Consider the following 14,806-nt stretch of genomic DNA (forward strand, 5'->3'; position numbering starts at 1 on the left):
GTGATCGCGGGAGTCCAACGGGAAATCATCGCGGGCGCTGAACGACGGCTCGTCCACGGCGTCGCCTTCGTCGCCGAAGGTCGGCTCGCGGCGCTCGCCCGATGCGCCGGGCACGATACGCCGCCTGCCCTGCTCCTTCTTCGGCTGGCCGAACAACCAGATCAGCGCGAGCACGATCAGGCCGACGATCAGCAACGGAATGCCCACGGCGGGATTCCAGGCGAAGGCGAGCACGGGTTGTGGGGTCATGTCGAATTCCTCAGGCTGCGCCCGCGAGTTTAGCGGCTTCTGCCAGGTCCACCTGCACCAGTCGCGACACGCCGGCTTCGCGCATGGTCACTCCGCACAGCTGCGAGGCGGCTTCCATCGTGGCCTTGTTGTGGCTGACGAAGATGAACTGCACCTTCTCGCTCATCTCCTTCACCATGTTGGAGAAGCGGCCCACGTTGGCCTCGTCGAGCGGCGCGTCCACCTCGTCCAGCAGGCAGAACGGCGCGGGATTCAAGCCGAAGATGGCGAACACCAGCGACACCGCGGTGAGCGCCTTCTCGCCGCCGGAAAGCAGCGTGATGTTGGATACGCGCTTGCCGGGCGGGCGCGCCATGATGGCCACGCCGGTGTCGAGCAGGTCGTCGCCGGTCAGTTCGAGATACGCGTGGCCACCACCGAACAGGCGCGGGAACAGCTCCTGCACGCCGGCATTCACGCGGTCGAAGGTTTCCTTGAAGCGCTGGCGCGTCTCGCGGTCGATCTTCTTGATCGCCGCCTCCAGCGTTTCCATCGCGCTGGTCAGGTCGGTGAGCTGGTTGTCGAGATAGGTCTTGCGCTCGCTCTGCTCGGCGTGCTCCTGGATCGCGGCGAGGTTCACCGGCTCCAGGCGGGTGATCTTCTGGCCGATCTCGGTGAGCTGCGTGCGCCATTGGCTGGCGTCGGCGTCTTCCGCTAGTTCGGCCAGCAGCGGTTCGAGTTCGAGACCGGACGCCGTGATGGCCTCGGCCAGCTGCTCGGCGCGCAGCTGCAGCGCCTGCGCGGCGAGGCGCTTCTGCGAAAGGTTTTCGCGCAGGCCGCCGAGCACCTGCTCGATGCGCTGGCGTTCCTGCTCCAGGCGACGGAATTCGCTGTCGCAATCTTCCAGCGCGCGACGCGCATCGACGAGTTGCTTGTCCACCAGCAGGCGCTGGTCGAGATAGGTCTGGCGCTCGGCTTCGAGTTCGGCGATGGGGTCGGAACCGGCGGCGAGTTGCTCGGCGATTTCGCTGCGGCGCGCCTCGATCTGGCGCAACTGGGTTTCCATGCGCGCCAGCGCCTGTTCCAGCGAGGTGAGCGAGGAACGCTTCGACTCCATCGACAGCGCCAGCGCATGCGCCTGGTCCGCGGCCTCGCGCGCGTTCATGCGCGCCTCTTCGCGCGCCTCCAGCAGGGCGCGGCGTTCGTTCTCCAGTTCGCGGCGCTCGTCTTCCAGGTCGCCCATGTGGCCGACGGATTCGTCCAGGCGCGCGCGCGCGTCGCGCGTCTGCGTCTGCAGTTCGTCCAGCTGGGTGACCAGTTCGCTGATTTCACCCGCGACCTTCTCGGCACGCGCACGCGCGGTTTCCATCTTGCCGCGATGGCTCTGCAGCTGGCCGGCCAGCTCGGACTGGCGGCGATGCGCGTTGTACAGCTCGCGCTGCGCGTCGTCGCGCGCGCGCTCGGCTTCGAACTTGCGCGTGCGCAGGTCGTCCAGCGTATTCGTGGCTTCCTCGATGCGTTCTTCCAGCGCGAGGATCTGCTCGGCCAGCGTGCGCATCTCGCGTTCGCGCGCGAGCACGCCCACCTGGTTGCCCTGCGCGCGACGCACGCGGGCCCAGCCCGGGCCGATCCATTCGCCGTTGCGCGTCATCACCGACTGGTAAGGCGCCAGCGCGGACAGGCCGGCCACGACCTGATGCGCGTGCTCGATCGTTTCGGCCGTGAGCACGTGGCTGAGTATCGACATGGCCGCCGCCGGGCCGCGCACGTGCGCGGCCAGCGTGCCGGCCGTGTTGGCGCCGCCTTCGACGCCGTCGACCAGCGCGACGTCGGCGTTCTCCAGCGAGGCGAATTCGCCCGCGAGGCGATGGGCGTCATCCACCAGCACGGCATCGAGATAGCCTGCGAGCACGGTTTCCACGGCGGTTTCCCAGCCGGCTTCCACCTGCAGCGATTCGCCGAGGCGGCGCGACTTGTCCAGGCCCAGGCGGCTGAGCCAGCCACTGGCGGCGCTTTCTTCCTGGCCCAGCGCGGCGTGCTGCAAGGCTTCCAGCGAGGCCTGGCGGCCGCGGGCGGTCTGCAGTTGCTGGCGCGCCTCGTTGAGCGAGGACTGCACCTGGCGTTCTTCGTCGATGACCTTCTCATGGGCCAGCTTGTGCTGGTCGAGCAACTGGCCCAGCGACTCCACGCGCTCGCGCTGCGTGTCGTGTTCCTCGTTCAACTGCTCGGCGGCGGCGTCGAGCGAGGCGATGTCGGTGGCCTTCTGCTCGGCTTCCAGCACTTCGCGGCGGCGCGACAGGTCGATGCCCTGGCGGTCGAGGTAGTTGAGCTTGGTGCGCTCCACTTCGGCGGCACGGCTGGACTCGCCCGCGGTGCGCGTGTGAACGTCCCAGCGCTGCTGCCAGTCGGCGAGCTTGGTTTCGGTTTCGCGCAGCGATTCGGCGGTGTCGTCCTGCATCTGCTGCAGCGACTCCAGCCTGGGCTCGCCTTCGGCCAGCGCCATGCGCAGCGTTTCCACCTGCGTGCGGTCGTTGGCGATGTGTTCGGCCAGCTCGGCGTGTTCGCGCTCGGCCTCGCCCTGCGCGCGCTGCAGGCGGTCGGCCGTCTCGCGGTTGAAACGCACCTGCTGCTCCACGCGGGCGATCTCGGCGCCGACCTTGTACACCTCGGCCTGCACCGTGTTCAGGTGCTCGGTGGCCTCGGTGTGGCGCTCGCGCACCGTTTCCATCTGCGCCTCTTGATGGCGCTGCATGGCGACGAACTTCTCGATCTCGACTTCGGCCGCGTTGAGGCCGGAACCTTCGTTGTCGTGCTGGCTCTTGAGGCCGCGGTATTCGAGCGCGCGCAATTCGGCTTCCTTGCGCACCTGCTCTTCCTTCAGTGCCTTCCAGCGCTCGGCGGCGCGGGCCTGGCGGTTCAGGTGCTCCAGCTGCTTGTCCACTTCGTCGCGCACGTCGCGCACGCGGTCGAGGTTTTCGCGGGTGGACTTGATGCGGCTCTCGGTTTCCTTGCGGCGCTCCTTGTACTTGGAGATGCCGGCGGCCTCTTCCAGGTGCGTGCGCAGCTCGTCGGGCGCGGCCTCGACGATCTGGCTGATCATGCCCTGCTCGATGATCGAGTAGCTGCGCGGCCCCAGGCCCGTGCCCAGGAACAAGTCGGTGATGTCACGACGACGGCAGCGCGCGCCGTTGAGGAAATAGGCCGACTGCCCGTCGCGCGTCACCTGGCGCTTCACCGAAATCTCGGCGTATTGGCCGTACTCGCCCTGGATGGTGCCGTCGCCGTTGTCGAAGATCAGCTCGACCGTGGCCTGGCCCACCGGCTTGCGCGCGTTGGAGCCGGAGAAGATCACGTCGGTGAGCGAGTCGCCGCGCAGGCGGCTGGCCGCGCTTTCGCCCATCACCCAGCGAATGGCATCGATGATGTTGGACTTGCCGCAGCCGTTGGGCCCCACCACGCCGGTCATGTTGGTCGGCAGATGCAGGGTGGTCGGGTCCACGAAGGACTTGAAACCGGCGAGTTTGATCGTGGTCAGGCGCATGCGGGCGTCGGCAGCCAAATAGGTGAAGCCCGATGCGGTCGGGCGATGGGTCACTGTGCCAAACGCAGGCCCCAGCCGCAATGCGTTTTGGCTCGATGTTTCACTTTAACACCGAAACGTAAGTCGATGTTGTAAAAGAATTTATATGGCGAAGCCGTCTCACGGATTCGCGGACGGGCGCGAGCGCGGCGGCGGGGGTGGCCCGAGTGGCGAACAAATCACCGGCGCCACCGGCCGCCCGGCCCGGGCGGGGAGCGAAGGCGCGGGCTTACTCGCCCGGCGCCCTGGCGTCGATGGAGAGCGCGTGGATGCCGTTGTCCATCAGGCCCTGCAGGGCCGCGTACACCAGCCGGTGACGCTTGATCGACAGCTGGCCGGCGAACGCCGCGCTGACGATGCGCACGTGGAAATGCCCCTTCCCTTCGTTGGCATGCCCGGCGTGCTTGTAGCCTTCGTCCAGCACCTCGAGGGCCACGGGATCGAGCGCCTGCTGCAGGCGCTCGCGGATCTGTTCGGCGACGGGCATGCCCATGGCTTACGGCAGCGCCTTGCGGAACGGCTGGATGGCCACGCTGGCATAGACGCCGGCCGCCACGTACGGGTCGGCCTGGGCCCAGGCCTCGGCTTCGGCCTGCGAAGCAAACTGGGCGAGGATCATGCTGCCGGTGAAACCGGCCGGGCCCGGGTCTTCCGATTCGATGGCCGGGAATGCGCCCGCGACGAACAACCGGCCTTCATCGAGCAACTTCTGCAGGCGCTCGATGTGCGCGGGACGCACGGACTTACGCCTCTCGAGCGAATCGGGCACATCCGTGCCAATGATGGCGAACCACATGATCAGGCCTCCGGGCGCATATAGGGGAACAGCAGCACGTCGCGAATCGACACCGAGCCGGTCAGCAGCATCACCAGCCGGTCGATGCCGATGCCCAGGCCACCCGTCGGCGGCAGGCCCACTTCCAGCGCGCGGATGTAGTCCGCGTCGAAGTGCATGGCCTCGTCGTCACCGGAAGCCTTGGCTTCCACCTGCGCCATGAAGCGCGCGGCCTGGTCTTCCGGGTCGTTCAACTCGGAGAAGCCGTTGGCGAGTTCCTTGGCGTTGATGAACAGCTCGAAGCGGTCGGTGATGCCCGGGTTGGTGTCGCTCTCGCGCGCCAGCGGCGAGACCTCCACCGGATGATCGGTGATGAAGGTCGGCTGGATCAGCGTGTGCTCCACCGTCTTCTCGAAGATCTCCAGCAGCAGGCGGCCCCAGCCGAATTCCTTCTTCACCTGGCAACCCAGGCGCTTGGCATGGGCAGCCATCGCCTCGCGGTCGCGCAGTTCCTCGCGGCGGATCTCCGGGTTCAGCTCGAGCACGGCGTCTTCCATGCTCCAGCGGCGGAACGCCGGGCCGACGTCGATCTCGTTGCCTTCCCAGTGGAGCCTGGTGGTGCCGATGACGTGCTTGGCGGTGTCGCGGATCACTTCCTCGGTGAGGTCCATGATCTCGGTGTACGTGGCGTAGGCCTGGTACAGCTCGAGCATGGTGAATTCGGGGTTGTGGCGCGTGGACACGCCTTCGTTGCGGAAGTTGCGGTTGATCTCGTACACGCGGTCGAAGCCGCCGACCACCAGGCGCTTGAGGTACAGCTCCGGCGCCACGCGCAGGTAGAGGTCCATGTCCAGCGCGTTGTGGTGCGTGACGAACGGACGCGCCGTGGCGCCGCCCGGGATCACGTGCATCATCGGCGTTTCCACTTCCATGAAGCGGCGCGGCTCGGCTTCCAGCCACTTGCGGATGTGGCCGATGATCTTCGAGCGCAGCGCGAAGGTGCGGCGTGCCTCTTCGGTGACGATCAGGTCGACGTAGCGCTGGCGATAGCGCTGCTCCACGTCGGCCATGCCGTGGTGCTTGTCCGGCAGCGGGCGCAGGCTCTTGGTCAGCAGGCGCAGCGATTCCACCTTCACCGACAGCTCGCCGGTGCGCGTGCGCATCAGCATGCCCTCGGCGCCGACGATGTCGCCCATGTCCCAGCCCTTGAACGCCTTGTAGGTGTCTTCGCCCACCGTGCCCTGGTGGATGAACAGCTGGATGCGTCCGTTGAAGTCCTGCATCTGCACGAAGGCGACCTTGCCCTGGTCGCGCTTGAGGATGATGCGGCCGGCCACCTTCACGCGGCGGCCCAGGGCCTCGATGGCCTCGGCGGTCCACTTCTCCGCATCGGCGAATTCGGCTTGCAGGTCGCCCGCAAACGCATCCATCTTGAAGTCGTTCGGAAACGCCACGCCCTGCCCGCGCAACGCCTTGAGTTTCTCGCGGCGCTCGGCGATCAGCTTGTTCTCGTCGACGGGCTGGATATCGTTCGGTTCAGTCATGGGGTTTCCGTAGCTTCCGGCGCCCGCGCCGTTCGGCGGACGCATCTGTGTATTTGTCTTGCGATCATCGGTCGGGCGGGACCGTGCTTTGCCGCCGCGCCGACCGTCAATCGTCCTTGCCGACCGCGTGCTTCACCGCGTTCTTGGTGGCGTTCCAGCCATCGCGCGCGCCATGGCCGATCTTCAGGCCGACGTCCTTCGCGCCGTGGCCGATCTCCACGCCGGCATCGCGCGCGCCATGCCCCACTTCCACGCCGGCATCCCCGTGCGCCATGGCCGACCTTGACGGCCGTGTCCCTGGTGGCATGGCCGACGTCGCGTCCGGCGTCGCCGACCGCATGGCCGGCCGCCTTGGCGTCCTGCTTGATGCCCTGGCCGGCGCCGTCCTGCGCGCTGGCCAAGCCAATGCCAGCCACCAGCACCGCACAGGCGACCAGTATCCGGGAGATCTTGCTGCGGTTCATGCGGGCACCTCGTCGGTGATCAGGTGGTTGCGCCGACCTGGCGCTTACGCGTCCACGCGCTTGGCGCCCGCGTCCAGGCCCGACTTCAGGCTGGCCTCGACGAATTCGTCCAGGTCGCCGTCGAGCACCTTCTGCGTGTCCGAACGCTCGATGCCGGTGCGCAGATCCTTGATGCGGCTCTGGTCCAGCACGTAGTTGCGGATCTGGCTGCCCCAGCCGATGTCGGACTTGGAAGCTTCCAGCGCATCCTTCTCGGCGTTGCGCTTCTGGATCTCCAGTTCGTACAGCTTGGCGGCCAGCATCTTCATGGCGCGGTCGCGGTTGGCGTGCTGGCTGCGTTCGGTCTGGCAGGCCACCACCACGCCGCTCGGGATGTGCGTGATACGCACGGCCGATTCGGTCTTGTTCACGTGCTGGCCACCGGCGCCGGACGAGCGGTACACGTCGGTCTTCAGGTCGGCCGGGTTGATGTCGATGTCGATGTCGTCATCGACTTCGGGCGACACGAACACCGAAGTGAAGCTGGTGTGGCGACGGTTGTCCGAGTCGAACGGGCTCTTGCGCACCAGGCGGTGCACGCCGATCTCGGTCTTCAGCCAGCCGTAGGCGTAGTCGCCTTCCACGCGGAAGGTGGCGGACTTGATGCCGGCCACTTCGCCGCCGGACACTTCCAGCAGTTCGGTCTTCCAGCCGCGCGACTCGGCCCAGCGCAGGTACATGCGCAGGAGGATTTCCGCCCAGTCCTGCGCCTCGGTGCCGCCGGCGCCGGCCTGGATGTCCACGAAGGCGTTGTTGGCGTCCATCTTGCCGGAGAACATGCGCTGGAATTCCAGCTTGGCCACCTTGGCCTCGAGGCCGGCCAGGTCGGCCACCACGGAGTTGACGGTGTCCTCGTCGCCGTCGGCGGCGGCCATGTCCAGCAGTTCACCGGCGTCGTTGAGACCGGCGGTCAGCGAGTCGATGCCGCTGACGATGGTGTCCAGGCGGGCGCGCTCGCGACCCAGTTCCTGCGCGCGCGGCGGGTCGTCCCACACGGTGGGGCTCTCCAGTTCGCGGCTTACTTCTTCGAGACGCTCACGCTTGGTGGCGTAGTCAAAGATACCCCCTAAGCGACTCGACGCGGCCCTTCAGGTCCGCGATCTGCGCAAGGATCGGATTGGTTTCGATCATGGATGGGAAATCATGGGAAAACGGCCCTCCATGGTAGCAGAGCGCGGCTCGGCAAGGAGGCCCGCGCGGCCTCGCGGCGCAAGGAGCCGCGAAGCGCCCGCAAGAAAACGACATGCCCGGCTGCCTATACTCCACGCTCCTCAAAAACGCAGGGAAGCGACGGGATGGCACGATGGACCGCGGGATTCGGCCTGATCATGGCGCTGGCGACTTCGAGCGCAGTGGCCGGGCAGGCGGCGCCCATGGCGCCATCGGTCGACGTGCCGCCCGCCCGGATGACCGCCCTGCAGGCGGCCGACGCCATCAACCGGGCGCTGGTCAAAGTCGATCTGCCGCTGCTGCTGGAGATCTATCAGCACAACCCCGACCCCATCGCGCACGTGCTGGCTGCCGTGGCGCTGGAGCGCGTGCGGTTCAACCTCGACAAGGCCGTGGAAGACGCCCGGCTCTGCGAAAAGGAGCTGATCAGCCAGCGGCCAGGCATTGCCATGTACTGCGCCCGCCTGGCCAACGGCGCCGTGCGCCTTGCCCAGGGCGACAAGGCGGGGGAAGCCGATGAGCTGGACATCGTCAAGCGATTTGCCGGGCACGCGCCCGCATCCGTATTGAACGATATGACGGCCTTTGTCGACGCGCGTCGCGATATCCCGCCATTTCGCCTGACCAAGCCCGACGGCAATGTCTCCTTGCCGCTGCTGAAAGCCTCATACGACCAACGCGGCGCGGTGACGCTGGAAGCGGCCAACGGCGAATCGGCCCGCATGACGCTCGACACGGGCGCCGGCGCGATGGTCATGGACCAGGACACGGCCGAGCGACTGGGTGTGCGTGCCGTCGACATCCACGGGCACACAAACGGCATATTGTCCAAGAATATTCCCACCGGGCACGGCTTTCTCGAAAAGGCGCGCATCGGCGACATCACGCTGGAGAACGTGCCGGTGGAAATCGTGCCGGCGTCACGGCACCTGATCGGCATGGACATCCTGCGATGGCTGGGCGCGTTCCGCTTGACCGGGCGCGAACTGCTCGTCTACGGCAAGGATGCCCAGCGGCCAACCTGCAACGAGCCCTTGCTGGTGTCGACCAACGTGTGGGGCAGCAGCGTGCGCGTGGTCACCAACCTCTCCATTGACGGCACGCCGTGTACGACCCTGCTCGACAGCGGCAGTGCTTACTACCTCACCGGCAGCCAGGCCGCGATGGACGAAGTCAAGGTGGCCTACAACCGCCGCATGCGCATACGCGACGTGGGCGCCACTCGCCTCGCGCGCGTCAGCCAGGCCACCGCTGAAGTGATCGTTTCCGGCCAACCCATCCAGATGACCTTCGGCGTGCTGCCCGACGCGGACCTCCAGTGGAGCTATGTCCTGGGCAGCGGCTCGCTTGGCGACATGGATTACTTCTTCGACTTCGACCAGCGCCACGCCTGCATGCTGTTGCACGACAACCTGCGCTGACGCCGCCGTCCGGCCGGTTTTAGCTTGTAGGAGCGCCCCCAGTGCGCGATGGCGGGGGCGAAAGGTTCGCTTTGCGCCAATCGCGCACTGGGTGCGCTTCTACAAAAGAGCCGTGCCATCGATGGGATACGTGACCACGCAACGGCCTACACCTTCGCTTCGTCCTGTCGCGCACAGGGTGCGCTCCCACAGGGAAAGCACGCAGGTCGTTCTTCAGGCCAATGCCTGCTGGTGCACCCCTCGTACCGCGCGACCCGACGGATCAGCCGCCGATGCAAAGGCCGGGTCCCACGCCAACGCCGCCGGTGAGGAACACGCGATGGATTTGCCGCCCGGCACTGTTTCCGCGCAGGCCTGCCCCGGATAGAACTTCTCGAAGATGCGGCGATACAGGTACGCCTCCTTGGTGGCCGGCGTATTGTGCGGGTAGCGCGTGGCCGCCGCCGCAAACTCGCGATCGCTCACCGCCTGTTCCGCATGCGCCTTCAGCCCATCGATCCAGCCATAGCCCACGCCGTCGCTGAACTGTTCCTTCTGCCGCCACAGGATCTCGTCGGGAAGCGCACCCTGGAACGCCTCGCGCAACACGGCTTTCTCGATGCGCCCCTGCCCGGCCATCTTGTGCCGCGCATCCATGCCCATGGCGACGTCGAGGAATTCGAGATCGAGGAATGGCACGCGTGCTTCCACGCCCCACGCCATCATCGACTTGTTCGCACGCAGGCAATCGTAGCTGTGCAGCGCATCCAGCTTGCGCACGGTTTCCTCATGGAAGGCCTCGGCCGAAGGCGCCTTGTGGAAATACAGGTAGCCGCCAAAGATCTCGTCCGAGCCCTCGCCGGACAGCACCATCTTGACGCCCATGGCCTTGATGCGGCGTGCGAGCAGGTACATCGGCGTGGAGGCACGGATGGTGGTGACGTCGTAGGTCTCGATGTGGCGGATCACTTCCGGCAGCGCATCCAGGCCTTCCCAGAAGGTATAGACAAAGCCATGGTGCACCGTGCCCAGCGCATCCGCCGCCACCTGCGCGGCGGCGAGATCGGGCGAGCCTTCCAGGCCGATCGCGAAGGAATGCAGCCGGGGCCACCAGGCCTCGGCCTGGTCATTGTCCTCCACGCGCCGACGCGCGAATCGTGCAGCGCACGCGGCCACCAGCGACGAATCGAGGCCACCCGACAGCAACACGCCATACGGCACGTCGGTCATCAGCTGTCGATGTACCGCCTGCTCGAACGCTTCGCGCAACGCCTCCGGCGCCACGTCGTGGCCCTGGGTCTGCGCGTAGTCCCGCCAATCCTTTCGGTAGTACCGCCGCAACTCGCCATCGGCGCTGTCATAGACCTGGCCCGGAGGAAACGGCGCGACGTCGTTGCAGATGCCCACCAGCGCCTTCATCTCGGAAGCGACGCACAAGCGGCCCTCGCTGTCATGCCCCCAATACAGCGGACAGACGCCGATCGGATCACGCGCGATGATGTAGCGCGCGCTTTCGCTGTCCCACAAAGCGAAAGCGAAGATGCCGTTGAGCCGCCCCACCCATTCCACCGGCGACGCCACTTCGCGATACAGCGCATTGATCACCTCGCAGTCCGAGCCGGTGGTGAAGTCGTAAGCGCTGGCGGCACGCAACTGGCGATGGTTGTAGATCTCGCCGTTCACGGCCAGCGCCAGGCCGCCGTCCCGCGAACGCAGCGGCTGCGCGCCACTGGCCGGGTCGACGATGGCCAGGCGCTCGTGCACGAGGATGACACCGGCGTCGACGAAGACACCGCTCCAGTCCGGACCACGATGGCGCTGGCGCTGGGAAAGCTCCAGCGCCTGCTGCCGCAGGGCGGCGAGATCATCGCCAGGCTGGAGGTCGAACATGCCGAAGATCGAACACATGGGTGAGAGGTTCCTTGTTGTCTTTCGCGGAGCGGAAAAACAAAAAGGCCCGCGGTGAGCGGGCCTTTTTGCGTGTGTATGTCGAGCTTTGCTGCTTACACGCCGGCCCACCCGTCGATGCGGGTATTGTTATTGGCGTTACGGTTGTTCAGCGCGCGCAGCTGCTCGTTCGCCAGCGCGGAGGCAGCGGCCATGGCAATCATGCGGGCGTGAACGGAACTCATGCCAACGACTTCACCACAGGCCGCGCGCCGTGGCAAGCGGTAGAAAAGGTTTCATTTGTTTCCTTCCTCGTCCGCCGGGCGCGCTTCGCTGATCCAGGCCACTGCATCGTCGAACTCGATGTTGCGGAAAAGCTTGAACTGGGCCGGGACGGCAAAGCCCATGGCCAGGGCGGCGACGCGAAGCCATTGCACATCGCTCACCAGCGCCACGCGCTCCCAGCCGCTGAAGTGCCGGAAGCCCAGCATGGCGTCTTCCCACATCGCGCCCGGATCGAAACCGGTGAAGTCCGGGCCTACGTGATAAAGCAGCCGAAGCTTGCGATTGAGCGCAAACGCTGCCTCCACGTCGGGCACCAGCACACGCTCGTAGTCTTGTGCCGTCACCTGCCCGCTTGCGCGAAAACCAAGCGCACCGGGCGGCAATCCACTGATCTGCTCGATCATGTCCGGCCTCCTGACAGCAGTCGCAAGCTGTATCTCAAAACAACCGTTACGGAGGCGTCACGGATGCCCGGCCATGCGCGGGATCGCGCACTTCGCCTCAGCCCTCGCCCTCTTCGGCCTTGCGCTTCGCGCGGCGCTTGCGAACGCCGGAAGGCGCCGCTTCCGCCGCGGCGATAAGACCCTGCAGATAGGCCACGCCTTCTTCCTCGGGAAAGAAGGCAATGACGTCCGCCACGCTTAGCGCGTAGCGATCACGCAACGCCAGGAACTCGCGCCTGGCGCTGTCCATGGGCGATTCCTTCGCATGTTGGCGACGCTGTTCCTGTGCCTTGTCGAGTGCGGCCAGCTCTTCCTGGAACTGACGATAAGCGTCTTTGCTGATAGTCATCGCAGCGCATGATGGCGATGGGGGGCCGGCATTGTCGCATGACGGAAACCGATAACGCACAGACTCGACGACGGATCGGGGCAACCTTGCATCGCGTGCATGACCAGGCCGACATCGACCGGCTCTTCCATAAGTTTTGCGTTGCTTCCGGCGCGCAAAAAACTTAACCGGTCCCGAACAAGCAGCCCTATAGGCTGATCTTCCAACGACAGCATCGAGGAGCGCCTATGGATCCCACGACCCTGGATACGCCGTTCGCAAGCGAGGAGCAGGTTGCGCAGGCCCAGCGCACCTCCGCCGAGCCGGTTGAGGGCTATGTGCTGGACCCGTGGTCCGGCCTTTATCGCGAAACCGAAGCGGCCTACCGCCATCGCCTGCAGTCTTCCCAGGCCACGCCATCCTGATTTCCAAAACCCCGCTTCGAGCGGGGTTTTCTTTGCGCGCCTAATCCGCGTGCTCCAAGAACTGCGGCAGATCGTCGGTGATGGTGAACCATGCCGCCTTCGAGCCGACGAAGATGTGCTTGTCCGGCCGTATGGATGGCGCGCTGTCCAGCGTGCCCAGCGTGACGTGCACGTACTCGCCGTTTCGAACCACCGAATACAACAGCGAGCCGCAACGGCCGCAATGCACGTCGTGCGCCTGATGGTCTCCGAAGCGCATGACGTCATCCTCGCCATGCGCCAGCGATAGCTTGTCGCGCTCGATGCCCGCAAAGGGCTTGAAGGCGGAACCGGTCGCACGGCGACACTGCGAGCAATGGCAGTTGGCCGCGTAGACAAACGCATCCAGCACCAGGTAACGCACGGCGCCGCACAGGCACTGCCCGGCCAACGGACGCGGTTCTTCGTTGCGCATCGCTTTCATCCTTCCATCTATCGCATCGGCTGCGAGACACGGCTCGCTCCACACCAGTCTAGGCGATGGCGTTCAGGCGCCTGCCAACGCTTGAGCTCCTTCACGCGGGTGAAGCCAGGCTTCACGCCATGACCTTGTCAGAAGCGACATGCGAGCACGTATCCCAGAGCTCATCGCCGCCGATTCTCGTCGAATGCCAGCGGGGTCGCAGAGTGCGCGAGCGTACGGAAACCCCCGGTTTTTTCTTGCGTCAGGCCTACGGTCGCGTCTGCAAACACGGTTCGATCACAAAAAATCGACAGATATAACCAAAATTTGATCAACGCTTAGATCGATTCGCTAGACTCACTCCCCGCCAGCGATCGCCCCGTGCGTCATTACCGGGAGCGCGCGATCCACCCCCGCCCTGGAAGGCGGTATCGACCGGAACCGGCTGCTTTTTCCGCCGGGCCCGCGCCGACCATCCGCGTGGTACGTCATCGTCGCTGGCTACCCAAACGGTTCTCCGCTCTCCACCTCTTGCCTCGTGCACAGGGGAAGGGGAGGCCGTGCTACGGACGATCTTCACCAGTGCTCGGAGGAGCACGACACAACCCGATGCCACCGACTTTCTACGTGGCGTCGCCGTCATGTCGTGGCGCCAACACCTGCATGCGCGCCACTCATTCCAATTCCGGGTAGGGATCGCCCACGTACGCGAAAAAACTTAATCAATGAAGAAATTCGCCATTGCCGCAAAGAAGTTCCTTGTACCCGTCGCCGTCTCGGCAGCGCTTTATGCCGCGTCGGCTCCCCTGTCGCTGAGCGCCAACGCGCAGGCGGCCGCCACGATCAAGGCACCGATCTACGGTGTCACCCTGGACGATGTGTCCAACATCAACGCGATCGTCACCTCGCTCACCAAGCTGCCGTACAAGCCCACCGTGCGCGTCGTGTTCGATCCGGGCACGACGGCCGCCGAGTACTACCCTGCCCTCGTCAAGCTGCACACCGTCGCCTACGTGATGGGCGAGATCATGGACTCGTACTACTTCCCGACGGACATCAACACGTACACCGCCCGCACCAAGGAGCTGGTGAACGGCCTGAACGGCACGGTTGACGTGTGGGAGATCGCCAACGAGATCAACGGCGAGTGGCTGCGCGCGAATCCGAATGGCAGCAACACCACGGTCAACGCGCAGGAAACCGCCATTGGCCAGATGGTCGCCGCTGCGCACTCGATCGTGAAGGCCGCGGGTGGCAAGACCGCCGTCACGCTGTATTACAACCAGGATCCCAAGGGCAACAACTGCTGGGAGAAGACCGTCGACAACTGGCGCACCTGGCCCACGACCTTCCTGCCCAGCAACGTGCTGCAGAACACCGACTACGCGTTGTTCAGCTATTACCCGTACCAGGACTGCCCGGGCCTGACGCCCAACTGGACGACGGACTTCGCCGCCCTCGAGGCCATGTTCCCCAATGCCAAGGTCGGCTTCGGCGAGATCGGCACGTCCAGCATCAATGCGCCGGTGTCGGTGCAGAACAACCTGATCACCACGTACTACCCGATGGTCAACACGATGAAGGATCCCAAGTTCATCGGTGGCGTGTTCTGGTGGAACTACGCCGAGCAGATGGTTCCGTACACCAAGTCGTACTTCACCACCCTGAAGAACACCATTGCTCCGCTGAAGGCTCCGCAGTAACGCGGATCGGGTTTCCGCCGGAAGGTGGTGCGAAACCCGCTGTCGCCGCCGCCAGGCGACAAGGCCCTTGCACCGCCATCGAAACGCCCCGCA

At 65.6% G+C, this 14,806-nt stretch carries 14 protein-coding genes and 1 pseudogene; 3 read left to right on the forward strand and 12 right to left on the reverse strand.

The annotated features are described in order from the left end of the window. From JMF82_RS11330 to prfB, 7 genes and pseudogenes are all read right to left on the reverse strand, one after another. Positions 1-249, reverse strand: a pseudogene (locus JMF82_RS11330) (cell division protein ZipA); the annotation flags it as partial. 10 nt (positions 250-259) lie between these two features. Then, positions 260-3,769, reverse strand: a complete 3,510-nt coding sequence (gene smc / locus JMF82_RS11335) for a chromosome segregation protein SMC (protein ID WP_201314689.1) — start codon at positions 3,767-3,769, stop codon at positions 260-262. Positions 3,770-4,037: 268 nt separating this feature from the next. Further along, the gene (locus JMF82_RS11340; protein ID WP_201314725.1) at positions 4,038-4,295 is read right to left on the reverse strand and encodes a BolA family protein; all 258 of its coding nucleotides are present in this window, start codon (positions 4,293-4,295) and stop codon (positions 4,038-4,040) included. Positions 4,296-4,304: 9 nt separating this feature from the next. After that, positions 4,305-4,604, reverse strand: coding sequence for a YciI family protein (locus tag JMF82_RS11345; protein ID WP_201314690.1), 300 nt, complete (start codon positions 4,602-4,604; stop codon positions 4,305-4,307). Between the two features lie 2 nt (positions 4,605-4,606). Beyond that, positions 4,607-6,127, reverse strand: a complete 1,521-nt coding sequence (lysS, locus tag JMF82_RS11350; protein WP_201314691.1) for a lysine--tRNA ligase — start codon at positions 6,125-6,127, stop codon at positions 4,607-4,609. A 106-nt stretch (positions 6,128-6,233) separates the two neighbouring features. Continuing rightward, entirely contained in the window at positions 6,234-6,401 is a 168-nt protein-coding gene (locus JMF82_RS22010) for a hypothetical protein (protein ID WP_236585423.1), read from the reverse strand. A gap of 234 nt (positions 6,402-6,635) precedes the next feature. After that, positions 6,636-7,761 (reverse strand): peptide chain release factor 2 gene (gene prfB / locus JMF82_RS11360; protein WP_111983364.1). Its coding sequence is split into 2 segments (ribosomal slippage): positions 6,636-7,685 and positions 7,687-7,761, totalling 1,125 coding nucleotides; the frame shifts between segments, so codons are not numbered across the junction. Positions 7,762-7,925: 164 nt separating this feature from the next. Here prfB and JMF82_RS11365 point away from each other — a divergent pair. After that, a complete protein-coding gene (locus JMF82_RS11365) occupies positions 7,926-9,221 on the forward strand; it encodes a retropepsin-like aspartic protease (protein WP_236585424.1) in 1,296 nt (431 codons plus the stop codon). Between the two features lie 213 nt (positions 9,222-9,434). On the opposite strand, the gene asnB is transcribed toward JMF82_RS11365, so the two are convergent. From asnB to JMF82_RS11380, 4 genes are all read right to left on the reverse strand, one after another. Beyond that, on the reverse strand, positions 9,435-11,108 hold the full coding sequence (asnB, locus tag JMF82_RS11370) for an asparagine synthase B (protein WP_201314692.1): 1,674 nt from the start codon (positions 11,106-11,108) through the stop codon (positions 9,435-9,437). Between the two features lie 95 nt (positions 11,109-11,203). After that, on the reverse strand, positions 11,204-11,332 hold the full coding sequence (locus tag JMF82_RS22170) for a hypothetical protein (RefSeq protein ID WP_255560025.1): 129 nt from the start codon (positions 11,330-11,332) through the stop codon (positions 11,204-11,206). 51 nt (positions 11,333-11,383) lie between these two features. Beyond that, positions 11,384-11,776: an STAS/SEC14 domain-containing protein gene (locus JMF82_RS11375; protein ID WP_201314693.1), complete on the reverse strand. Its 393-nt coding sequence runs from the start codon at positions 11,774-11,776 to the stop codon at positions 11,384-11,386. A 97-nt stretch (positions 11,777-11,873) separates the two neighbouring features. Beyond that, a complete protein-coding gene (locus JMF82_RS11380) occupies positions 11,874-12,164 on the reverse strand; it encodes a 2-hydroxyacyl-CoA dehydratase (RefSeq protein WP_201314694.1) in 291 nt (96 codons plus the stop codon). A 227-nt stretch (positions 12,165-12,391) separates the two neighbouring features. On the opposite strand from JMF82_RS11380, the gene JMF82_RS11385 reads away from it, so the two are divergent. Then, a complete protein-coding gene (locus JMF82_RS11385) occupies positions 12,392-12,568 on the forward strand; it encodes a hypothetical protein (RefSeq protein WP_201314695.1) in 177 nt (58 codons plus the stop codon). 40 nt (positions 12,569-12,608) lie between these two features. Here the strand turns inward: JMF82_RS11385 and JMF82_RS11390 are convergent, their stop codons facing one another. Beyond that, entirely contained in the window at positions 12,609-13,022 is a 414-nt protein-coding gene (locus tag JMF82_RS11390; protein WP_201314696.1) for a GFA family protein, read from the reverse strand. Between the two features lie 713 nt (positions 13,023-13,735). Here JMF82_RS11390 and JMF82_RS11395 point away from each other — a divergent pair. Then, positions 13,736-14,713: a hypothetical protein gene (locus JMF82_RS11395; RefSeq protein WP_201314697.1), complete on the forward strand. Its 978-nt coding sequence runs from the start codon at positions 13,736-13,738 to the stop codon at positions 14,711-14,713. The last annotated feature ends 93 nt before the right edge of the window (positions 14,714-14,806 follow it).

The sequence above is a fragment of the Dyella sp. EPa41 genome (assembly GCF_016586165.1).
Taxonomy (GTDB): domain Bacteria; phylum Pseudomonadota; class Gammaproteobacteria; order Xanthomonadales; family Rhodanobacteraceae; genus Dyella.